Genomic DNA, 22230 nt, shown 5'->3' with positions numbered 1-22230 from the left:
CAGCAATGCGCAACCGCCGGCTGGCGCAGTATCCGCCGGCAGTGGTATATTGCGTGCATGCCGAAGGTCTTGACGCCTCGTACGATCATTGGCGCGAGCATTGCGCTCCTCGTTGTGCTGTTTGCACTGGGATGGCTGACGCGCCAGGATCCCGACGACAAGCCCTATCTCAAGATCCTGGGCGGCGGATTCATGTTCAATTACCGTGTCGCGGATGTTTTCTACGGTTTTACCGCCGAAGTGGTGCGGCCCCTGCCGACGGGCTCGATCATCGTAGCGTCCTTCGAGGACCCGGCCGGCGGCCCGGCCCATGTGGTTCGCCAGCGGGTTGGCACGGAAACCGAGCGCTACTCGCTTCGCTCGCCTTCCGTGCGCGGTGTCGAGGCGGACAAGCCGTATACCGTGGCCATCCAGGTATTGGATCGCGATGCCAAAGACGTACTGTGGCAGGACGACGTCGTCTTTCGCTCACAGATCAGCGACAAGGTGGTCCCCAACGAGCCGCTGACCGTCGGTCCCGGCTATGCGCGCAATCAGGTGCAGTGAGCGCGGTTGTCGATTGCGCCGCCCAGAGTGTCGCATTCCGCGCTCGAATCGTGCATTGAACGACGATGGAATTCTCACCGCAGCAGGATGCCGCCCTGAAGGCCGTGGAGCGCTGGCTGAAGGCCGGCCAGCCGCAGATTTTTCGCTTGTTCGGTTATGCCGGTACCGGCAAGACGACATTGGCGCGCCATTTCGCCGAGCATGTCGACGGCACCGTGCAGTTCGCCGCTTTCACGGGCAAGGCGGCGCAGGTCCTGCGCTCCAAGGGCGCCACCAATGCGCGCACCATCCATTCGCTGATCTACCGGCCGCGCGGCGAGGAGACGGTGGAGGACGAGACGACCGGCAAGACGTCGGTTTCGCCGACCTTCTCGCTCAACCGGCAAAGCCCGATCGCCAAGGCCAAGCTGGTCGTGATCGACGAATGCTCGATGGTCGACGAAGAACTCGGACGCGACTTGATGTCGTTCGGCACGCCGATCCTCGTGCTGGGCGATCCGGCGCAGCTTCCGCCGATCTCCGGCGGCGGCTTCTTCACCGAGCACGAACCCGACTACCTCTTGACCGAGATTCACCGCCAGGCGCGCGACAATCCGATCATCCAGCTTGCGCTCGACGTGCGCGAGGGTCGCGAATTCATGCATGGCGATTTCGGCGCGGCGCAGGTGATCGGCCGCAACGAGGTGACGCAGGAACTGGTGCTCGACGCCGATCAGGTGCTGGTCGGCATCAACCGCACGCGGCGGCGCTACAACAAGCGTCTGCGTGAACTGAAGGGCTTTGACGCGGACTATCCGCAAGCGGGCGACAAGCTCGTCTGCTTGAGGAACGATCCCAACAAGGGTCTGCTCAACGGCTCGCTGTGGAAGGTCATGACCTCGTCGCGCGAGACGGTGAAGCCCGGCATCAACCTCTTGGTCTCGCCGGAAGAGGACGATCCCGACCGCGGCGTGGCCAAGATCAAGCTGTTGAAGGCGGCCTTCGAGAACCCGGAGGCCGACATTCCCTGGCAGCAGAAGCGGCGCTTCGACGATTTCGATTACGGCTATGCGCTCACCGTGCACAAGGCGCAGGGCTCGCAATGGAACAATGTCGTTCTGTTCGACGAGAGCTACGCTTTCCGCGATACGCGCCAGCGCTGGCTCTACACAGCCATCACGCGGGCGGCGGAACGGTTGACGATCGTCCGCTGAAACAAGATCGCTTTTCGTTCAATGACCTATTTCTGATCGCTCCCTCGCTGCGGGCCCGTCAGACCTTGGCGGGTTTCGGCTTCGCGCCCAACCATTGCCACGCCTCGTCGGCTTTGCCGGCCTCGAAATGCTCCATCTCCATCGACATGAAGGGCTTGAACAGGGCGAGCATGGCACGCATCCAGCCCGGACCGCCGACGACGGCATATTTGCGGATGTGCTTCAGCGCGTGGGTCTTGCCGACCATGGTGGGCTCCTTGAGGGCGGCCGCCCAGTCGAAACCTTCGTAATTGTGGACCAGCACCAGAAGGTCGATCTTGTCGTGCAATTCGTAGGCCCCTTCGAGCAGGCCGTACATGTTTTCCATATCGGCTGCCGTGATGTGGCCGGTGATCTCGAAGGCGTAGGCATCCTCGCGGTCGGTCTCGATACGGCGGATGTTGGGCGGGTTCTCGTTGACCAGCATGGCGGTTTCCCGTTGCAATTGTGATCGGCGGCTTGTCCACCGGGTGAACGAAGTTTGGCCCTGTCGGTTGCGTGAATTTGCATTATACCTCGTTTGCAGCCGATGCTGAAAACAGGTCAAGCCATGTCCGCCAAGCTCTCCGTCAATCTGAATGCGACCGCCCTTTTGAGGAACCGCCGCGACCTGCCCTGGCCGAGCGTGACCGGCCTCGGGCGCATTGCGCTGCAGGCGGGCGCAGGGGGGCTGACCGTGCACCCGCGTCCCGACCAGCGCCATGTGCGCTTCACCGACCTGCCGGAAATCCGCGCCCTGATCGACGACGAGTTTCCGGACGCCGAGTTCAATATCGAGGGCTATCCGACCCAGGATTTCCTGGAACTCGCCGAAGCGTCAGAGCCGGAACAAGTGACGCTGGTGCCGGACGATCCCGAGCAGCCGACCTCCGATCATGGCTGGGATTTCGTCGCCAATGGCGAGATCCTGCGCGCCATCGTGGCCAGGCTGAAGAAGAGCGGGACCAGGGTCTCGCTGTTTTGCGACCCCGACGCGTCTGAGGCCCAGGTCGCCGCAGCCAGGTCGACGGGCGCCGAGCGGGTGGAGTTTTATACCGGGCCCTATGGCGCCTGCTACGGTGATGCGCAAACCGCGGCCAAGGAATTGGAGAAGCTGAAGAATACGGCGATCCTGGCCAATCAGGCGGGGCTTGGCATCAATGCCGGCCACGACCTGACGGTGGCCAATCTTCCGGCCCTGGTGAAAGCCGTCCCGACGCTGCAGGAGGTGTCGATCGGCCACGGGCTGACGGCCGACGCGCTGCAATACGGCATGGCCGGGACAGTGGGACGCTTCCTCAAGGCGCTCGGCTCGTAGGGCGAAATATTTCCGGTTCGATCCGCAGACTGAAATGGAGGTCTTGCGGAAGCACTCATTGCGCGATAGAAGCGAGCCGTAACGTACGGTACGGTACTGGAAGCCTCACGATCCCGGTCGTGCCGCATGGTCGCGTCGGAGAAACCTGCAGTCGTCGGGATCGCAAGTCAGTGCTGAAAGGTCGCGGAATTGGATTCAAGTGCCGCCGAGAACACGGAACAGCCGACACAGCGTCAGCAGGATGTGCTCGACGCCGTGCTCGACCTGCTCGTCCAAGGGGGCGATGCGCTGACGATGACTGCCGTGGCGCGGCGGGCGAACTGCTCCAAGGAAACGCTCTACAAATGGTTTGGCGATCGGGACGGGCTTCTCACGGCGACGGTGCAATGGCAGGCCTCAAAGGTCCGCGCGGGCACCTATGACCGGCAGAAACTCGATGCGGCGGCCTTGCGCGAAAGCCTCGAACGCTTCGGCGCGAGCTGGCTCAGGGTCATTTCGTCCAAAACGTCGATAGCGCTCAACCGGGTGGCCATCGCCCATGCCGCATCCGTCAAGAGCAATCTCGGGCGCATCGTTCTTGCCAATGGCCGGTTTGCGATCGGGGAGCGTCTGAAACCTCTGTTGGAGGACGGGCGTGCGGCCGGCCTGCTGGCATTCGACGATGCGGAAGAAGCCTTTCGCACGTTCTTCGGCCTGATCGGCCGCGACGTCCAGATCCGTCTCCTGCTGGGGGACCGGCTGGAGTTGTCGGAGGCGGACATCAGGCGCGATGCGGTGCAGGCGGCCGAGCAGTTCCTGGCTCTCTACGCGACCGGCGCGGAAGCCGGACCGGAGCATTCAGATCAGTTCAGTTCAAACTCAAGGAAGGAAACGTAAACATGCGTGTCTATTACGATCGCGACGCCGATCTCAATCTCATCAAGTCCAGGAAGGTCGCCATCATCGGTTATGGCAGCCAGGGCAGGGCGCATGCGCTGAATCTCAAGGATTCGGGCTGCAAGGACGTGGCCGTGGCGCTGCGCGCCGGTTCGGGCTCCGCCAAGAAGGCCGAGAGCGACGGTTTCAAGGTGATGACGGTGGCCGAGGCCGCCGGCTGGGCGGACCTGATGATGATGGCGACGCCCGACGAGCTTCAGGCCGGCATCTACAAGAGCGAGATTGCACCCAATATCCGCGACGGCGCGGCGATTGCCTTCGCCCACGGCCTCAATGTCCATTTCGGCCTGATCGAGCCGAAGGCCAGCGTCGACGTGCTGATGGTCGCGCCCAAGGGCCCCGGCCACACCGTGCGCGGCGAATATGAAAAGGGCGGCGGCGTGCCGTGTCTCGTTGCAGTGCACCAGGATCCGTCCGGCAATGCGCTGGATCTGGCGCTCTCCTACGCCTGCGGCGTCGGCGGCGGCCGTTCGGGCATCATCGAGACCAATTTCCGCGAGGAATGCGAAACCGACCTGTTCGGCGAGCAGGTGGTCCTGTGCGGCGGCCTTGTCGAACTCATCCGCGCCGGCTTCGAAACGCTGGTGGAGGCCGGCTACGCACCGGAAATGGCCTATTTCGAGTGCCTGCACGAGGTCAAGCTGATCGTCGACCTCATCTATGAGGGCGGCATCGCCAACATGAACTACTCGATCTCCAACACCGCCGAGTGGGGCGAATATGTCTCCGGACCGCGCATCATCACCGACGAGACGAAAGCGGAGATGAAGCGGGTGCTGAAAGACATTCAGAGCGGCAAGTTCACCTCCGATTGGATGCAGGAATGGCATTCGGGCGCGGCGCGCTTCAAGGCGACGCGCCGGCTCAACGATTCCCACCAGATCGAGGAAGTGGGCGAGAAGCTGCGCGCCATGATGCCCTGGATCTCGACCAACAAGCTGGTCGACAAGGCGAAAAACTAAATCCCAGGCGGCCAATCTGGGTTGAGAGGCGCGGCGGAGCAGGGGCTTCGCCGCGCCTTTTTTAGAACATGTACCTTTCGCTCAAACGGTATCGTTTGAGCGAAAGGTACATGTTCCAACATATTGATCTGGCGCGCATATCTTCGCTTCAAACGTTTCCGTTTGAAGCGAATGCGTGCTCGTCGCGTTGGGCCGCGACGGACGCCAACTGCCCGTAGTTGGCGATGTCGGCGACAATGCCCAGCCGATCCATCATCGCCTTGCGGTCAAATCTCGTCTCGGCGTGCGCTCTGGCCACTTGCGCGGCCGCGTTTTCAACGTCAGCCTCGCTCTCCCATTCGACCAAGGTAACGAAGTTGTAGCGCCCCGGTCCCGAATCCTGTTCCAAAATGAAATCCTGCACGAAACCGTCCTGGCGGCGCAGGATGTCGTGCGTCGTCCCGACCCTGTCGAGAAACGTCTCTCGCGCGTCTTGCGGAACGATGAATTTGTCGACGCGGTAGACGTGACGCCGATTGCCGCCTGAACCGTTGCCTGTGCTCATTGCTTTCTCCTTGATTGCGTGCCGCCGCAATGGCGGCGGGCTGGTCATGGCGCGACCCTGCAGCCTCGACCTTGGTTGAGGTCAAGAGGCTTGTGGGGTTTTCCGACGCAGACCCTTGCCGCTCGACGGTTGTCCCATTGCGGCACAGTTCAATCTGGCATGGCATTTGCGAGGCATCGGGCGAACTGGAGCAATTCCAGGAAGCGGGATCCGTTTCACCGATGAAGCGGCCCCAGGCAGGAGGGCCATACGTGAACGACATGAACGACACTGTCGTCGAGTTGACGTCGAAGATCGATACCGAACGGCGCAAGGAACCGCGTCGGCGTGTGCTCAAAAATGCAACCATAAGCTTCAATCGCGGCTATGGCGCCTTCGAAGGCGTCATACGCAGCCAGTCGCCTTCGGGTGCAAGGCTGAGCTTCGGCGACGCGCTCGGCCTGCCGCCACGCTTCGTGCTGGATGTGCCGGGCGACGCGCGTACGCGGCTTGCCGAAGTCCGCTGGCGCAGCGATGGCGACGTCGGTGTCGAGTTGATCGAAGAAGCGCCCTGAATCGGCCTCGTCTTCCGCATCGCGCCCTTGAGAGCCATTTTGGGGGGCAGCTCTCGGGTCGATGCGAAGCCCGCGAAAGCGGGAGGCTGGCCGGTCCGGCGCGTGGGGCGGATCGGCCAGCCACTATTGTTGTGCAAGTCTTCAGCACGGAAAGGTGTGACCGATCGGGCTGCGTTTCACGCCCCGCTCATTGATAGGGTGAGCGGCAAGGCCGGCGCGGTCCCTGATAGGGCTGAAACGTGTTGTCGTTCGCCCGGTAGCTGCGGTAGCGCTCATTGCACCAGTCGAAATGCTCCGAGGGCAGCCGGACTGCCCCGCGCCGGTCGCGCATGACCTCACCACTGCCCGAAGGCGGCCGTGGCGCGCGAACGTTGCGGTCGACATAGCCCGGAGGCTGGCGATATTCGTAGCGGCCAAGCGGCGTGCGGTCTCCCGGCCTGGCTTCGGGGACCCGCCTGACATCGGGGACACGGGGGCCGTAAAGATTGCGCTGCGGCGAACAGTCGAAGTCGACGCAGCCCGGCATCACGGTCGGTGAACGGAACACGCCTCCGCTGCGCGGTGCGCCGCCGCCAACGCCGACGCGCGGGCTGGAAATACCCTGGGCCTGCGCAACGCCGGCAAGGAGCCCGGCAAGCAGCATCGTCACGACAGCGTCGGCAATCAGGCGGTGGATCGGGCTTGGGACCACGAAACCGTTCCTTCCTTCGATGCGCCCGTCCATCGACACCCTGCCTTCAAACGCCAATCACGTCCAGATGCGGCCTGTGGCGGGCGCCGGAGTGTCGCATCAATTCGCAACGGCCGGACTTGTCCTGCAGTGCGCGGACGGGCAAACATGGCGACCATGTCCGTTCGCATCGCCACCTTCAATGTCGAGAACCTGATGAACCGGTTCGATTTTTCCGGCTACCGGAACGAACTGCAGCAGGATCGCGCTCTCGCCCTTTTCGACATCAGGAACGAGGCGGAATATCGCGAGATCGAACGGGCGCGCACGATTGCCCATACGGACGACACGCGGCAGCTTTCGGCGCTGGCGATTGCGGCCACGCGGGCCGACATACTGTGCCTGCAGGAGGTCGACAATATCGAGGCGCTCAAGGCGTTCGAGTATGGCTACCTGTTCAAGATGATCGGTGCCGGCTACCGGCACAAGCACATGACGCCGGGCAATGACAGCCGCGGCATCGACGTTGCGGTGATGCTGCGCGACGAGACGGCGCATGGCGAGCCGATCGAGTTCGTCCGCATGGTCAGCCACGCCCATGTCACCTATGAGGAATTCGCACTGCATTCGCCAGTGCTTGCCGAACTCGGCATCGAGCCATTCGAGCGCATTTTCCGCCGCGACTGCCTGGAGATCGACCTGAAGATCGGCGGCAAGCGCTTCACCCTCTACTGCCTGCATTTCAAGTCGATGGGCGGTGCGCGCAACGGTATGGACGGCCGCACCGCGACGATGCCGGTACGCATGGCCGAGGCGAAGGCGGTCAGGCGGATCATCACGGATCGCTTCGGCGCCCGCGCTGGCGACAAGCGCTGGGCGATCTGCGGCGATCTCAATGACTATGCCGAGCGTGTCGTCATCACCGGCGACGCCGTCTCGGGCTACCAGTTCAGCCCCGTACGGGAGAACGGCTCGAGCGTCGACGTACTGACGAAGGGCGGATTTGCCGTCAACGCGGTCGAACGCCGGCCCGAACTCGACCGGTGGACGCTCTACCACACCCGCGGCCCGCAGGAGCGGCATCTGTGCCAGCTCGACTATATCCTCCTTTCGCCGGCGCTTGCCCGCACCAATGCGCTGGCCACGCCCGACATCGTCCGAAACGGGCAGCCCTTCCGCACGCTTTTCCCGCCGGGCCAGGAGGTCGAGCGCTTTCCCCGCATCGGCTGGGACCGACCCAAGGCGTCGGACCATTGCCCGGTCGCGCTCACCGTTGACCTCTTGTAGTTGGCTTTTTCCTTCATGACTTTTGACATACCGCGCAATGTGATCCTGCCCGTGGATGAGGTCGGGGTCCGGCTCGATCCGGGCCCGCATCCCTTCGAAACGGCGAACCGTGCTGCCATCGAGGCCAATTGGCGCCGCGAGAAGGCGGCCAATCCGGCGCTCTTCGACGGCAAGGTCGTGCTGCTGGCGCAGCTTTCCTACCGCGCCGGCCGCATCGAGGGACGCTGCCATCTGGTGCGCTATGCAACCTTTCTGCATTGGCGCAGCGTCAAGCCTGTCGCCTCGGCCGAGCACACCTATGCGCACGCCATGCTGGCCGCCGCAGACGGCGCCCTGGTCGCCGTGCGCATGGGTGCCCACACGGCCAATGCCGGGCGCGTCTATTTCGCCGCCGGCTCCTTCGAGGAGGCCGATTTCTCCGGCGCGGTCGCCGATGCCGATTTCAACATGGCGCGCGAAGTGCGCGAGGAAACCGGCCTCGACATAACGCGCGGCGAACGGGAAAATCGCCTTCATGCCTATTCGGACGAAACCGGCACGGTGCTTTTCCGCCGCTATCATCTGGCCGAGGACGCCGAATCGATCGCCGGGCGCATCCGCGCCTTCGTCGCATCCGAATCCGACCCGGAGATCGAGGGTCCGGTCATCATTCGCACGCCGAATGACCTGCCGGACGGCCTCATGGCGCATATGCGCCCGCTCGTCGCCTGGCATTTCGACAATCCGTGAGGCGAGGGCGGGCCGTGAGGCGAGCGCGGGCTGTGAGGCGGGTGCCGGCGCCGGTTTGCACATGGCCTGACAGAAAGGCGGAGAAGTTTGCTCCGAAAGGCTTGCATGAGCGGCACTCAGCCGCTATAGACCCGCCGTTCCCGAGCGAAATTCGGCGCACGGGCCCGTGGGTGATTAGCTCAGTTGGTAGAGCAGCTGACTCTTAATCAGCGGGTCGTAGGTTCGATCCCTACATCACCCACCAATCTTTTCAATGACTTAGAACATGTCCCGCTCAAACGGAATCGTTTGAGCGAAAGGTACATGTTCCAGCATATTGATCTGGCGCGCATATCTTTGCTTCAAACGCTTCCGTTCGAAGCGAACGCGCGCTAGTGGAACGAATTTGACATTCGATACCAACTCGATGTCGCCCCAGAGATCGAATGTCAAATTCAAAAATTCCACTAGTATCATAGTCTTGATAGTGGTTCTTTTGTTGCCAACATTTTCCCTCAGGGCCAATACAAATGGGATACAAATGTTGGAAACGAACCACTAGGCGCTTGCGGCGATGGTTCCGCCGTTGCGATACAGGTCGTTTACCTTGTAGGCCACTTCCGTGCGGTTCGTCGCCTTCAGCTTCTTCATGATGTTGCGCACGTGAACCTTCACTGTGCTCTCGCACATGTTCAACTCATAGGCGATGATCTTGTTCGCCTTGCCGCGGCGCAGCGCGTCGGCCACTTCGGCCTGGCGATGGGTGAAAATCTCCTGCATGGAACGGTCCGCCTGGGACTTGCCGCCGATAAGGTGGCGCACCGACATCACGCTGCTGGCGGGAACGAAGATGCCGCCGGCCATGGCCAGTGCAACCGCCTCGGCGCACACGCCGACACCCACCGAACTTGGAATATAGCCCCGCACACCGCTTTCCAGTGCCATCAGGATCTGGCCAAGATCGTCATTGTCGGCCAGGACGACCACGGGCACCGGCCGAAGCCTTGCAGCAAGCTGCCCGATCTCCTCGCTGGCTTTGCCGTCGGCCAGTTGCCGGGCTCCGAGATTGACCAGAACCGCGCCAAGCGGGGCGTGCAGTTCCTCCTCCTGGCACCATTCGTCGATCGATCCGAGCGCGACGACGTTCATCTTCAGATTGTGTCCGGCAATCGCCCTGGCCAGGCATTCCCGGTCAAGCGCCCGTTCGTCGATGAGCAGCAGGGTGCATTCGGCCTCGCAGCGCGCCCGGTCGTCGTGGGCAGGTGCCGCGGTTCGGTCGCCGTCGTCCAGATTGCGTGATGCAGTGTGTGCGTCCGGTTGTCCTGTCATGGGTTGCATGGAGATTTCCACCTTTTGCCTGCTGAGCGCCGATTGGCGATCGTTCAAGCCCCGATAGTCGGAATGATCGCATTGCATTCTTCTCGAACGTTCTGGTTCTGGCCCCGCCGGCAGCCGAAGAGAACTGGAATGCGCCCTCCGATCCGTCCGCCACCCAATATGGTCTCGAAGCATGAAACTGCATTAACACTATGTGATGGCTCTGTGACGTCTTTAACATAAGTCAAGAAGAGCCGAATATTTTGTGGAATACTGCGTAAATACTCGCCTATTGGCGTAGGCACCCTATCCAATCGACGTAGGGTCTGCGCGCGGTGCGGGCAGGGATTTCAACGCGCCGGGGTCGACGAACGACATGGGGTCGCATGAAACGAAGGGAGGGCTGTTGCGCGAGCAAGGTCGGGTGCGGTCAATTCACGGTGCCGACACAGGAAAGCGTGCCGGGTTCCCGCCATCCACCGCAACTGCGACAGGGCTGAACAAGTCTTTGATTGTGGCTGCTTGGTCGGGCGGTCTATGCGTGGCCGGCCGGCCGCACCTCTCTGAGCCACGCCTCACGTGCGCCTTGCTGCTCGGCGTCCTGGCCGGTGAATGCCGCGATCAGGCGCGTCGCCGTCACGCTTGCCGGGTGCGATTCCGGCAATTGCGATCGCACGCGGCAGGCGGCGCGATAAATTTCCTGCAATTGCTCGAACTGTTTCGGGCCCAGGGACGTTTGTCGTGACATATAGCACATGCGGGCGTCTCCCCAACGAAATGGACAGGAGCCGCCACCCGCAATTCGAACTCTCCTGTCGATATTCAACTTATCACACCCGGGCGAAATCGAAAGCGCCGATTGCAGGTTGAGACCGATACTTTGGAATCGTGGATCATTCGATAGACGGAGGCCGGCAGAGGTTGTCCTGCACGCCAACGCCACCGGTCGGGGCGGCGTTGGTGTGAGGACCAGAGCATGTCCCGCTCAAACGGTGACGTTTGAGCGAAAGGTACATGCTCCAGCATATTGATCTGGCGCGCATATCTTTGCTTCAAACGTTTTCGTTTGAAGCAAAGATATGCGCGCTAGCGCGGCGGTCAAATCAGAAAAAGGCCTGAATGTCCGTTTGTGCCCGACCGAGGATCAGCGCATGCACGTCATGCGCGCCCTCATAGGTGTTGACCGTTTCCAGATTCTGCGCGTGGCGCATGACGTGATATTCGATCTGGATGCCGTTGCCGCCATGCATGTCGCGGGCCTGGCGCGCGATGTCGAGCGCCTTGCCGCAATTGTTGCGCTTTACGATCGAGATCATTTCCGGCGCCATCTTGCCTTCGTCGAACAGTCGGCCGACGCGCAACGAGCCCTGCAGGCCGAGCGCAATCTCGGTCTGCATGTCGGCGAGCTTCTTCTGATAGAGCTGCGTGGCCGCAAGCGGCTTGCCGAACTGCTTTCGCTCGAGTCCGTACTGGCGGGCGCGGAACCAGCAATCCTCCGCCGCGCCCATCGCGCCCCATGAAATGCCGTAGCGGGCGCGGTTCAAGCAGCCGAACGGACCCTTGAGGCCGGACACGTTGGGCAACAGCGCGTCTTCGCCGACTTCCACGCCGTCCATGACCACTTCGCCGGTGATCGAGGCGCGCAGCGAAAGCTTGCCGCCGATCTTGGGCGCCGACAGGCCCTTCATGCCCTTTTCCAGCACGAAGCCGCGAATCTGGCCATCATGGGCCGCCGATTTCGCCCAGACGACGAAGACGTCGGCGATCGGGGCGTTGGAGATCCACATCTTGGATCCGCTGAGGCGATAGCCGCCGTCGATCTTGTCGGCCCGTGTCTTCATGCCGCCGGGATCGGAGCCCGCATCGGGCTCCGTCAGGCCGAAACAGCCGATCCATTCGCCGGATGCGAGCTTGGGCAGATATTTCTTCCGCTGCTCTTCCGAGCCATAGGCCTGGATCGGGTACATGACGAGCGACGACTGCACGCTCATCATCGAGCGGTAGCCTGAATCGATGCGCTCGACCTCGCGCGCAACCAGCCCATAGGTGACGTAATTGGCGCCGAGCCCGCCATATTCCTCCGGGACCGTGATGCCGAGGAGGCCGGCCGCGCCCATCTCGGCAAAGATCGCCGGGTCAGTCTTTTCCTCCATATAGGCTTCCTGGATGCGCGGAGCGAGCTTGTCGGAAGCGAAGGCGGCCGCACCGTCGCGGATCATGCGCTCGTCTTCGGAAAGCTGGTCTTCGATGAGGAACGGATCGTTCCAGACAAAAGGGGCCGGTTTGGTCATGGCGGTTCTCTCTCTATAAGCTGGCGGCATCTAGTGGTTCGTTTCCATCATTTGCATCCCATTTGTATCGGCCCTGAGGGCAAATGTTGGAAACAAAAGAACCACTAGCAAGTATATGATTCTAGTGGAACTTTTGAATTTGACATTCGATCTCGGGGTCGACATCGAGTGGGTATCGAATGTCAAATTCGTTCCACTAGCGGATGCCGGTGCTGTATCGCAAGCAACGTTTACTCACTCTTCCATGAGCTTTAGTAATCCTTGCATGAAATCTCTTCCGCGCCGCCTCCTGCCGTCCACCAGCGCGCTCGCTGCCTTCGAGGCCGTGGCGCGACTGGGCAGCTTCACTGCCGCGGCGCATGAGCTCTCCTTGACGCAAGGCGCGATCAGCCGCCAGATCGTCGCGCTCGAGACCCTGCTGGGGAGGCCCCTGTTCGCGCGCGGCAGGCGCGGCGTCGCCTTGACGGCGGAGGGTGCAGCCTATGCGCGGCGGATCACCGAGGCGTTGTCGATCATCCGCACCGCATCGCTCGACGTCATGACGAAACGGCATGGCAACACCTTGAACCTCGCCGTCACGCCGACCTTCGGCACGCGATGGCTGATGCCGCGCATGCGCGGCTTTCTCGACCGCCATCCCGAGATCACCCTGAATTTCGTCAACAGGATCGGCCAGTTCGACTTCGCTGTCGAGGGCATTGACGCCGCCATCCATATCGGCGCGTCCGATTGGCCCGGAGCGGAGTGCATGCTGCTCATGCACGAGACGGTCGCGCCCCTGTGCAGTCCGGCCTTTCTCGGCGATCACGCCATCGGCGGCGCGGCCGATCTCGGGCGGTTGCCGCTGTTGCACATGGCCTCGCGGCCCGGCGCCTGGGAGCATTGGTTCGACAGCCTCGGGCTTGCGCCGCCGCCGGCGCAGGGAATGCGCTTCGACCAGTTTGCCGCCGTGGCCCAGGCGGCGATTGCCGGGATCGGCGTGGCGCTCCTGCCGCTCTTCCTGGTGCGCCAGGAGCTCGAAGCCGGCCAGTTGGTCAAGGCGGTCGACCATCCCATCCGCAGCCGGAGCTCCTATTATCTGGTGACGCCGCGATCGAAGCCCGTCGAGGGGTCGGTGGCGCAATTCAGGCAGTGGCTGCTTGCCGAGATCGAGGCGTTCCTGCAGTCCGACGATGCGCCATGAGGCAATGCATACCATGTCGCCCGACGGCCGAAGGCGCTCGATACTGGAAATGACCGCCAAATCGTGTAGAGGTCGTCCTCGCCGTACCCGTTCAACCACAGCTCTGCCGTGCCGTGCATGAAAATTCTCATCTACAGCCATGATACGTTCGGCCTCGGGCATCTGCGCCGTGCCCGCACGATCGCCAACCACATCGCCGAAAGCGATCCGGCGGCCGAGATCGTCATCGTGTCGGGCTCGCCGCTCGGCAGCGCCTACACCTATTCGCGAAGGGTGCGTGTGTGCCAGATCCCGGCGGTGCGCAAGCAGCCGGACGGCTCCTACCGTTCGGCCGACGGCGTGCTCTCGATCGATCAGGTCATCGACGCGCGGATGGAAAAGATCGCCGCGCTTTACGAGGCGTTCGTGCCCGATCTTCTCATCGTCGACAAGGAACCGCTGGGCCTGCATCGCGAGTTCCTGCCGACGCTGGAGCGGCACAGGCAGCGCGGCGGCAAGGCTGTTCTGGGCTTGCGCGAGGTGCTCGATGCGCCGGACGTCCTGAGCGGCGAATGGCAGCGCAAAGGGGTGATGCCGTATCTCGAGCGTCTCTATGACGAGATCTGGATCTACGGCCCGGAACATTTCAACGATCCGCTGTCGGCAGTCGAACTGTCAGACAGGGTGCGCCGGCGTGTCCACTTCACGGGCTTCCTGCGCCGCGACACGAATGGTGGCGAAAACCCGGTGCCGCTGGCCAGCCAGGCCATACTGGTCACGAGCGGCGGCGGGGGCGACGGTTTCGGGCTCATGGCCGCCGCCTGTTCGGCGGCCGCAACCGCGCGAGGGCGCAGATACGGTTTCGTTCTGGCGCTGGGCGCCTTCATGAGCGAGGCGGAACGGCGCGAACTGCACGAGCGGGCGGCCACGCTCGACAATGTCACGCTGCTCGACTTCCAGGCCGACCACGATCTGGTGCTCGCCGATGCCCGTCTGGTCGTCGGCATGTGCGGCTACAACACCTTTTGCGAGGTGCTGTCGGCCGACAAACGGGCGCTCTTCGTGCCGCGCACCCATCCCAGGCGCGAGCAGGCGATCAGGGCGATGCGGGCCGGCGAGCTCGGCTGGGCGCGCATGATCGATGCAGACGAGGCCCGCGACGGCGAGCGCTTCGTTGAGGCCATGGAACAGGCGCTCCAGGCCGAACCGCCTTCCATGGCCGATGTCGTTCCGCAGCTCGACGGGCTGGAGCGCATCAGCGAGCGCGTGCAGGCGCTGCGCGTGGGAGTGGCCGCATGAGCGGACCCGTTGCAGGCGGGCAGGCGGCGGCGGACCATGTCGTCGTCGTTCTGAAGGGGTATCCGCGCCTGTCGGAAACCTTCATCGCCCAGGAAATCCATGCGCTGGAGCAGGCAGGCTTCCGGCTGTCGCTGGTGTCGCTGCGTCATCCCACCTCGAAGAAGCGCCATCCCGTGCATGACGAGATCAAGGCGCCGGTCACATACCTGCCGGAATATCTCTACCAGGAACCGTTGCGCGTCCTGAAAGCATGGCTGAAGGCACGTCGCCTGCCGGGATACGCAAAGGCGTGGCGGCACTGGCTGGCCGATCTCAAGCGCGATTTCACGCCGAATCGCGGCCGCCGTTTCGGCCAGGCGCTGGTGCTGGCGGCGGAGTTTCCGGCCGATGCGACATGGATCTACAGCCATTTCATCCACACCCCGTCCTCGGTCGCGCGCTATGCCGGCGATATGCTGGGCGCACCGTGGAGCGCATCGGCGCATGCCAAGGACATCTGGACATCGCCCGACTGGGAATTGTCGGAAAAGATGGCCTCGGCGCGCTGGGTCGTCACCTGCACGGCCGGCGGCTGCGATCATCTCAAGGCATTGGCCGCAGACCCTTCCAGGGTGAGCCTGGTCTATCACGGTCTCGATCTCGACCGGTTCGGCCATGCCGAGCGCACGCCCGGCGCAAGGGACGGGAGTGCTCCAGGCGAACCCGTACGCCTGCTGTCGGTCGGACGGGCCGTGCACAAGAAGGGTTTCGATACGCTTCTGGAGGCGCTGGCGCGGCTGCCGGGCGATCTTTCATGGCGCTGGACGCATATCGGCGGGGGTGATCTGGAGGACGAATTGAAGGCGCAGGCCGAGCGCGTCGGGCTTGCCGGCAAGGTCGTCTTTGCCGGTGGCGCCGCACAACAACAGGTGCTCGAAGCCTACCGGGCGTCGGACCTTTTCGTGCTGCCCTGCCGCATCTCCGGCAACGGCGACCGCGACGGGCTGCCCAATGTGCTCGTAGAGGCCCAGAGCCAGGGGCTGATGTGCATCTCGACCGACATTTCGGGCATACCCGAACTGATCCGCGACGGCGAGAACGGCATTCTCATCGAGCCGGAGCGGCCCGACCAGCTTGCGGCAGCCATGGAACGCGCGGTGCGTGACCCGGAATTGCGGTCGCGGCAAGGCGCGGCGGGCGAGCACCGGGTTCGGTCCGATTTCGATCACCACGCCACGATCGGCGCCCTGATCGACCTGTTCGAGCGGTCCGGCGTGCGCCATGTCGGATCGTCCGATCGCGGCGACATGCCGAAGGCAGCGGCTCAGCGATAAGGGTCGGCCGCGTCGCGCAGGCCGTCGCCCATGAAGTTGAATGCCAGGATGACAAGCACGACCGGCACCACCGGGATGATCAGCCAGGGGTAAAGCGCCACGGCGTTGATGTTCTGCGCTTCATTGAGCAAAACGCCCCAACTCGTGATCGGCGGGCGCAGGCCGAGCCCGAGAAAGCTCAGCGCCGTCTCGCCCAGGATCATCGAGGGAATGGTGATCGTCGCCGAGGCGATCAGGTGGCTCATGAAACCGGGGATCAGGTGGCGGAAGATGATGCGCGGCGGGCGGGCGCCCATCAGCTCGGCGGCGCGCACATAATCTTCCTCTCGCAGCGCAAGAAGCTTGGAACGCACGGCGCGGGCCAGCCCCGTCCAATCGATAAGGCCGAGAATGATGGTGATGCCGAAATAGACGACGAGCGGGCTCCACGTCACCGGCATGATCGCCGCCAGCGCCAGCCACAGCGGAATGCTCGGCAGGCTTTGCAGCACCTCGATGATGCGCTGGGCGACATTGTCGACCCAGCCGCCGAAATAGCCGGCCGCGCCACCGATCGAAATACCCAGAACGAAGCTGATCAGGATGCCCATCAGGCCGATGGTGAGCGATATGCGGGTGCCGTAAATGATGCGCGAAAGCATGTCGCGGCCCAGCCGGTCGGTTCCCAGCAGGAAGGCCGTGCCGTCGTCCCTGGCGCAAAACAGGTGCCTGTTGCTCTCGACAAGGCCGAGAAGGCGATAAGGCTCTCCCTTGCAGAACAGGCCGATGCGGTGAATCGAGGTCGTGTCGACCTGATACTCGCGCTGCAGCGTCTCCATGTTGAGGGTGTAGCTGCGTGCGTAGACAAACGGGCCGACGAAGCGACCCTCGTGAAACAGGTGGACCGATTGCGGCGGCGCATAGATCTGATCGACGAAGCGCTGGTTGAGCCCGTATGGCGCCAGGAACTCGGCGAAGGGTATGGACAGATAGAGCAGGCCGAGAAGGACAGCCGAATAGACAGCGACGCGATGGGCGCGGAACTTCCACCACATCAACCGCCATTGTGAGGCGAGATAGATCTTTTCCTGCTCGGGCGTCAGCTTCTCGACCGCCTGCGGATCGAATTTCGCCGGCGAGACGAAGTGGCCGATCGTCTCGCCATCGCCGGGCAGGGGAGAGTTCATCGCCGCACGCCTCCCGAAAGACGGATGCGCGGATCGAGGATGGCCAGCGCGATGTCGGAGATCAGCACCCCGGCGACCGTGAGGGCGGCGAGGAACATCAGGAACGAGCCCGCCAGATACATGTCCTGGCTCTGCAGGGCGCGGATGAGGAGCGGCCCCGTCGTTTCCAGCGACAGCACGATCGCCACGACCTCGGCGCCCGATATGACGGCCGGCAGAATGCTGCCGATGTCGGCGATGAAGAAATTCAGCGACATGCGCAGCGGATATTTGACCAGCGCGCGAAACGGCGGCACGCCCTTGGCGCGGGCCGTGATCACATATTGCTTGTGAAGTTCGTCGAGCAGGTTGGCCCTGAGGCGGCGGATCATGCCGGCCGTGCCGGCTGTGCCGATCACGATCACCGGAATGACCATGTGCTCCGAGATCGACCTGAATTTCGCCCAGCTCATCGGCTGGTCGAGATATTGGGCATCCATGAGATGGCCGATCGAGGTGCCGAACCAGATATTGGCCAGGTACATAAGGATCAGCGCGAGCAGGAAGTTGGGCGTGGCCAGCCCCAGGAGCCCGAGGAAGGTCAGCCCGTAATCGCCCCAGGAATATTGGTGGGTGGCCGAATAGATGCCGATAGGAAAGGCGATCAGCCAGGTAAAGATGATCGTCACGAGCGAAACGAAGATGGTGAGGAAGAGACGGTTGCCCACGACATCCGTCACGGGCAACTCGTACTCGAAGGAATAGCCGAAATCTCCGTGCAACATGCCGCCGACCCAGTTCAGGTAGCGCACGATCATTGGCTGGTCGAAGCCGTATTCCGCCTTGAGATAGGCGATCTTATGCGGGTCGACCGTTTCTCCCATCGCCTGAAGCTCGGCGATGTAGTTCTCGAAATAGTCCCCCGGCGGCAACTCGATGATGAAGAAGACGAGCAGGCTGATCAGCAACAGCGTCGGAATGGCCGTCAAGAGCCGCTTGACGATGTAGATCAGCATCCGGCCTCACTCGCCTTGCGCAAACCAGAACGTGTCCATACTGTAGATGCCGAAATAGGCCGTCGGCAGGAAAGTATAGATTCCGCTTTCGGGTACGTTTTGAAGTTTGGCATGTCGCACCACGGGCTGCATGACTTCGTTCACCGTGCCGATGGTGAAGATCTGGTCGGCATGTATGGCAAGCATTTCGCTCCAGATGCGGGTGCGTTCCTCGTCAGATGCCGACGTGCGCCAGGCCTTGTAAAGATCCATGAGCTTCTTGACCTCCGGCAAATCGGGTTCCTCGCCGGCCTGGCCCATGGTCTCGGTGAGTTGTCCCCAGATCGGCCACTGACCTTGCACCGAGGAGACGGGGGCCAGTTCCTCCGGCGACAGATCGGGCGTCGCCAGACCGACCGTCAGGCCGTTCCACACCGACATCACCGTTTCGCCTGACAGGAAGCGGCGGCGCAGGTTATCCCGGCTGATGCCGCGCTGGTAGAGCTTGATGCCAACGTCGCGCCAGTGATCCTGGATGAGCTCGAGAATGTCGCTGTCCTCCCCGCCGCCGGAATACTCCACGATGATCTCCGCGGGGCGTCCATCGGGCAAGCGCCGCATCCCGTCGGGACCACGTTTCAGGCCCGCCTCGTCGAGCAGCGCATTTGCCTTTTCGGGGTCGTGGCTGGCATAGGCCGCGGAAAGTTCCGGGCGGTAGAGCGGCGATTCCGGCAGCACCGTGTCGGCGCTTTCCTTGGCCAGGCCGAAAAAGAACTGCTGGTTGATCTCTGCCCTGTTGATGGCAAGCGACAAGGCTCTGCGCACGCGCGGATCCTGCAGCACCTTGCGCCAGCCTTCGTCGGACGTGTTCAAATTGGGGATCAGGGCGAGGCGCGAACCGGTGCCCTCCTTCCACAATGCGACGCGAATGGGGTGCGTCTTTTCGGCGTTCTTGAGGAAGGTGTAGTCGTCGAAGCGCAGATAGCGCGCCTGCAGATCGCTGTCGCCGCTGCCGGTCTTGGCGGCGATCAGGTCCTCGGAACTGATGCGCATGTTTACCGTGCCGATGTAGGGCAGCTGCATGCCGTTCTGGTCGACGCGGTGGAAGAAGGGGTTGCGCTTGAATACGAACTGCTCGGCGGGCGGCGGGGTGGTGTTGGCCCACGGTTCGAGCGTCGGCAGGTCGGGGTTTTCGGGCCGATATTGCCGTGCCAGGACTGTGTGCAGCGCAACCCAGTCGCGCATGTCGCGCTGCTTGACCTCTTTTTCAAGCTGCGCCGGATCGGCATACTTCTTGTGGAATTGGCGCATGTAATGCGCCGGCAGGAAAATGTAGTTGGGGCTTGCGCCGGCGAGAGAGGGCAGGAAGAGCGGATTGGGCTTCGACCAGCTGTAACGCACCGTTCTCTCGTCGATCACCTCGAATTTCGGCAACTCGCCGTCGACGACCATTTCTTGCCCCGGTCCGCCGCGCGACAACTCTTCATTGAGTGCGACGTCCTCCCAGTAGTACCGGAAATCCTCGGCGGTGAAGGGTGCGCCGTCCGACCATTTGTGTCCCTCGCGCAAGGTCAGGGTGAAGATGCGGTCATCCTCGACCGTGAAGTCCTCGAGAATGTCGGGCACCAGCGTGTAGTCCCGGTCGAAGGCGACGAGACGTGCATAGCTGTAGACCGTCATCATGCGGATGTCCTTGGGGTTGGACATCAAGATGTCGAGCACCCCGCCGTAGCTGCCCGGCGAGCGCCCAAGACTGGACGTGTCGATGACGCGTGGGTTTGCCGGCAGCCGCTGATCCATGGTCGGCAGGTCTCCCTTCTCGACGGCGGCGCTGATGTCCGGCGGTTCGGCGGCGAAAACCGCGGAAACAGAAAAGGCGAGCCACGTGAACACCGCCAGGAACCGGAGCGGGAAGTGGTGACGAAGGCGGGTCATGATGCGAGACTCCTGAGTTCTGCCGACTGGCGCGTCAGCACGAAGTGACTATCAGATATGGGCCGCAGGGCGAGACGGTCGGAGCCTTCCCCCGGCGTCCGGAACATTGAATCCCAACCCAGCTCAAGGTCGGGTACGGCTTCGCCGCGCTTGAAATCGAAATGATCGAAGGGAAGCGGATGGTCGAGATCGGCATGCGGCACGGCCTCGAGAAGCTGCCGCGTGTAGGGATGGCTGGGGTTGCAAAACAGTTCCGCGGCCGTCGCCAGTTCGACGATGCGCCCGCGGCGCATGACGGCGATGCGGTCGGCCATATATTTGATCACCGCCAGATTGTGCGAGATGAAGATGCTGGTCAGCTTGAGCTCGGCCTGCAGCTTCTTCAGCAGGTTGAGGATCTGGGCCTGCACCGAGACGTCGAGAGCCGAGACCGGCTCGTCACACACCAGTATGCTCGGCGACAGGGCGAGCGCCCTTGCGATTCCGATGCGCTGGCGCTGACCGCCGGAAAAACTGTGTGGGAAGCGGTTGAGGCTGGTTGGCTGAAGCCCCACCAGGCGCACCAGCTCCTCGGCGATCTGGCGGGCTTGCGCACCCCTGCAAGCCTCGTGGATCTCGAGCGGTTCGGTCAGGATGTTGAGCACCGTGGCGCGCGGATTGAGCGATCCGAAGGGGTCCTGGAAGACCATCTGGGCACGCTTTCGATAGTCGAAGAGTTCCTTCGAATCGAACTCCACGACATCGCGCAGGCCTTCGCCGTCGTCGAACAAGATCGCGCCGCGATCAGGGTCGAGGGCGCGCAGGATCAGCTTGCTCAGCGTCGTTTTGCCAGACCCGCTTTCGCCGACGATGCCGAAGCACTCCCCCGGCCGGATGTCGAAACTGACATCGTCGACCGCAGTGAACGGTTTGCCTGCTTTCGAAAACAGTGTCTTGCCGCGCACGTTGAATGTCTTCGTCAGCCCTTCGACGCGCAGGATCGGTCCGGCGGGCCGGGGCCTCGCCTCGGCACGGCGTTTCATCATGTCGGGCACCGGGCGGTCGATCTCCCATAATCCGCGCAATCGCTCGCCGGGCTGCAGATCGAGGCTGGGCACGGCCCGCATCAGGGCCTTGGTGTAGGCGTGGCCGGTGCGGCGGAAGATATCCTCGCGATTGCCCGCCTCCATGACCTCGCCATGATAAAGAACGACGATTTCGTCGGCCATATTGGCGACGATGCCGAAATCATGCGTGATCAGCAGCAGGGACATCGACAGATGTTCCTGCAGGTCCTTCAACAGGGCCAGGACCTGGGCCTGGATGGTCACGTCGAGCGCCGTGGTCGGCTCGTCGGCGATCAGCAGTGCCGGGTGGCAGATCGCCGCCATGGCGATCATCGCTCTTTGGCGCATGCCGCCCGACAGCTCGATCGGGTACATGGCATAGGCCTTTTTCGGGTCCGGGAAACCGACCATGCGCAGCATGTCCACGGTCACCTCATAGGCTTCGCGTCCGCTGCTGGCCCGGTGCAGCGTCAGCGCTTCCTGGACCTGATGCCCGACGCGGTGCAGCGGCGACAACGAGGTCATCGGCTCTTGAAAGATCATCGAGATCGCGCCGCCGCGCATCGCCCGCATATAGGGCCCGTCGGACGGTTCGGCGGCATGGTCGAATTCGCCTCCATCCATATCGGGCGGACGAAACAGGATGCGGCCGCGAGTGATTTTCGCGACATTGGGCAGGATGCCCAGGATCGCCTGGGCGGCGATCGTCTTGCCGGAACCGGATTCGCCGACCAGCGCAACCGTCTTGCCGGCGGGAATGCGAAAGCTCACGCCCTTGAGTACGTCGATGCTGCCGCGCTGAAGGCGGATATTGATATGCAGATCCTCGAGGCGCAGGAGGTCGCGCGCCTGCGCGGCGCGCCGCGCCGCGGCTGCATCTCGCTCCCGTTCCCCTATGGACACCTGAATGTGTTCCCTGTCCGTGTTTTTCGGTCACGTTACATGGCGCCGCTCAAGGCGGCAACAAGGGGAATCAGTGCATTGCGCCATA

At 62.9% G+C, this 22230-nt stretch carries 21 protein-coding genes and 1 tRNA gene; 12 read left to right on the top strand and 10 right to left on the bottom strand.

Annotated elements, in window-relative coordinates; genetic code table 11:
* The first annotated feature begins 57 nt into the window (after positions 1-57).
* Both GM909_RS08400 and GM909_RS08395 read left to right on the top strand, forming a co-directional pair.
* A complete protein-coding gene (locus GM909_RS08400) occupies positions 58-546 on the top strand; it encodes a hypothetical protein (protein WP_157015775.1) in 489 nt (162 codons plus the stop codon).
* Between the two features lie 65 nt (positions 547-611).
* Positions 612-1739 carry an ATP-dependent DNA helicase gene (locus GM909_RS08395; RefSeq protein WP_157015774.1) on the top strand — a complete coding sequence of 376 codons (1128 nt, stop codon included), beginning with the start codon at positions 612-614 and terminating at the stop codon, positions 1737-1739.
* Positions 1740-1797: 58 nt separating this feature from the next.
* On the opposite strand, the gene GM909_RS08390 is transcribed toward GM909_RS08395, so the two are convergent.
* Positions 1798-2205, bottom strand: a complete 408-nt coding sequence (locus GM909_RS08390; protein ID WP_157015773.1) for a SpoIIAA family protein — start codon at positions 2203-2205, stop codon at positions 1798-1800.
* Between the two features lie 123 nt (positions 2206-2328).
* On the opposite strand from GM909_RS08390, the gene GM909_RS08385 reads away from it, so the two are divergent.
* The 3 genes from GM909_RS08385 (at position 2329) to ilvC (ending at position 4973) form a co-directional block, all read left to right on the top strand.
* Positions 2329-3075 carry a pyridoxine 5'-phosphate synthase gene (locus GM909_RS08385; protein WP_157015772.1) on the top strand — a complete coding sequence of 249 codons (747 nt, stop codon included), beginning with the start codon at positions 2329-2331 and terminating at the stop codon, positions 3073-3075.
* 189 nt (positions 3076-3264) lie between these two features.
* The gene (locus GM909_RS08380) at positions 3265-3951 is read left to right on the top strand and encodes a TetR/AcrR family transcriptional regulator C-terminal domain-containing protein (protein ID WP_157015771.1); all 687 of its coding nucleotides are present in this window, start codon (positions 3265-3267) and stop codon (positions 3949-3951) included.
* Between the two features lie 2 nt (positions 3952-3953).
* A complete protein-coding gene (ilvC, locus tag GM909_RS08375) occupies positions 3954-4973 on the top strand; it encodes a ketol-acid reductoisomerase (RefSeq protein ID WP_157015770.1) in 1020 nt (339 codons plus the stop codon).
* Positions 4974-5121: 148 nt separating this feature from the next.
* Here the strand turns inward: ilvC and GM909_RS08370 are convergent, their stop codons facing one another.
* Entirely contained in the window at positions 5122-5517 is a 396-nt protein-coding gene (locus GM909_RS08370) for an antibiotic biosynthesis monooxygenase family protein (protein WP_157015769.1), read from the bottom strand.
* Between the two features lie 251 nt (positions 5518-5768).
* On the opposite strand from GM909_RS08370, the gene GM909_RS08365 reads away from it, so the two are divergent.
* Positions 5769-6071: a PilZ domain-containing protein gene (locus GM909_RS08365; protein ID WP_157015768.1), complete on the top strand. Its 303-nt coding sequence runs from the start codon at positions 5769-5771 to the stop codon at positions 6069-6071.
* A 187-nt stretch (positions 6072-6258) separates the two neighbouring features.
* Here GM909_RS08365 and GM909_RS25985 read toward each other — a convergent pair whose 3' ends face one another.
* The gene (locus GM909_RS25985; RefSeq protein ID WP_235911754.1) at positions 6259-6795 is read right to left on the bottom strand and encodes a BA14K family protein; all 537 of its coding nucleotides are present in this window, start codon (positions 6793-6795) and stop codon (positions 6259-6261) included.
* A gap of 123 nt (positions 6796-6918) precedes the next feature.
* On the opposite strand from GM909_RS25985, the gene GM909_RS08355 reads away from it, so the two are divergent.
* The 3 genes from GM909_RS08355 to GM909_RS08345 all read left to right on the top strand — a co-directional run bounded on the left by GM909_RS08355 (position 6919) and on the right by GM909_RS08345 (position 9001).
* Positions 6919-8028 (top strand): endonuclease/exonuclease/phosphatase family protein, encoded by a 1110-nt coding sequence (locus GM909_RS08355; protein WP_157016094.1) that lies wholly within the window; start codon positions 6919-6921, stop codon positions 8026-8028.
* 15 nt (positions 8029-8043) lie between these two features.
* The gene (locus GM909_RS08350) at positions 8044-8757 is read left to right on the top strand and encodes an NUDIX hydrolase (protein WP_157015767.1); all 714 of its coding nucleotides are present in this window, start codon (positions 8044-8046) and stop codon (positions 8755-8757) included.
* A gap of 168 nt (positions 8758-8925) precedes the next feature.
* Positions 8926-9001 (top strand) — tRNA-Lys (locus GM909_RS08345).
* Between the two features lie 293 nt (positions 9002-9294).
* On the opposite strand, the gene GM909_RS08340 is transcribed toward GM909_RS08345, so the two are convergent.
* The 3 genes from GM909_RS08340 to GM909_RS08330 form a co-directional block, all read right to left on the bottom strand.
* The gene (locus tag GM909_RS08340) at positions 9295-10074 is read right to left on the bottom strand and encodes a response regulator transcription factor (protein WP_157015766.1); all 780 of its coding nucleotides are present in this window, start codon (positions 10072-10074) and stop codon (positions 9295-9297) included.
* Positions 10075-10588: 514 nt separating this feature from the next.
* Entirely contained in the window at positions 10589-10801 is a 213-nt protein-coding gene (locus tag GM909_RS08335; protein WP_157015765.1) for a hypothetical protein, read from the bottom strand.
* A gap of 355 nt (positions 10802-11156) precedes the next feature.
* The gene (locus GM909_RS08330; RefSeq protein ID WP_157015764.1) at positions 11157-12344 is read right to left on the bottom strand and encodes an acyl-CoA dehydrogenase; all 1188 of its coding nucleotides are present in this window, start codon (positions 12342-12344) and stop codon (positions 11157-11159) included.
* A 265-nt stretch (positions 12345-12609) separates the two neighbouring features.
* Here GM909_RS08330 and GM909_RS08325 point away from each other — a divergent pair, with 265 nt between their 5' ends.
* From GM909_RS08325 to GM909_RS08315, 3 genes are all read left to right on the top strand, one after another.
* A complete protein-coding gene (locus tag GM909_RS08325; RefSeq protein WP_157015763.1) occupies positions 12610-13527 on the top strand; it encodes a LysR family transcriptional regulator in 918 nt (305 codons plus the stop codon).
* A 117-nt stretch (positions 13528-13644) separates the two neighbouring features.
* The gene (locus tag GM909_RS08320; RefSeq protein ID WP_157015762.1) at positions 13645-14805 is read left to right on the top strand and encodes a glycosyltransferase family protein; all 1161 of its coding nucleotides are present in this window, start codon (positions 13645-13647) and stop codon (positions 14803-14805) included.
* The gene (locus GM909_RS08315; protein ID WP_157015761.1) at positions 14802-16118 is read left to right on the top strand and encodes a glycosyltransferase; all 1317 of its coding nucleotides are present in this window, start codon (positions 14802-14804) and stop codon (positions 16116-16118) included. The genes GM909_RS08320 and GM909_RS08315 overlap by 4 nt, the downstream gene beginning before the upstream one ends.
* On the opposite strand, the gene GM909_RS08310 is transcribed toward GM909_RS08315, so the two are convergent.
* Genes GM909_RS08310 through GM909_RS08295 form a run of 4 tightly spaced genes read right to left on the bottom strand, consistent with a single transcriptional unit; the run spans position 16109 to position 22142 of the window.
* On the bottom strand, positions 16109-17284 hold the full coding sequence (locus GM909_RS08310; RefSeq protein ID WP_157015760.1) for an ABC transporter permease: 1176 nt from the start codon (positions 17282-17284) through the stop codon (positions 16109-16111). The genes GM909_RS08315 and GM909_RS08310 overlap by 10 nt on opposite strands.
* Positions 17281-18279, bottom strand: coding sequence for an ABC transporter permease (locus GM909_RS08305; protein ID WP_157015759.1), 999 nt, complete (start codon positions 18277-18279; stop codon positions 17281-17283). Before GM909_RS08305 ends, GM909_RS08310 begins: the two co-directional genes overlap by 4 nt.
* Before the next feature lie 6 nt (positions 18280-18285).
* Positions 18286-20193, bottom strand: a complete 1908-nt coding sequence (locus GM909_RS08300; RefSeq protein ID WP_157015758.1) for an ABC transporter substrate-binding protein — start codon at positions 20191-20193, stop codon at positions 18286-18288.
* A complete protein-coding gene (locus GM909_RS08295; RefSeq protein ID WP_235911752.1) occupies positions 20190-22142 on the bottom strand; it encodes a dipeptide ABC transporter ATP-binding protein in 1953 nt (650 codons plus the stop codon). The genes GM909_RS08300 and GM909_RS08295 overlap by 4 nt, the downstream gene beginning before the upstream one ends.
* Between the last annotated feature and the right edge of the window lie 88 nt (positions 22143-22230).

Source organism: Mesorhizobium xinjiangense (genome assembly GCF_009749525.1).
GTDB classification, from domain to species: domain Bacteria; phylum Pseudomonadota; class Alphaproteobacteria; order Rhizobiales; family Rhizobiaceae; genus Mangrovimarina; species Mangrovimarina xinjiangensis.
Note: the sequence above shows the minus strand (reverse complement) of the source record. Positions and strands in the feature narration are given on the sequence as shown.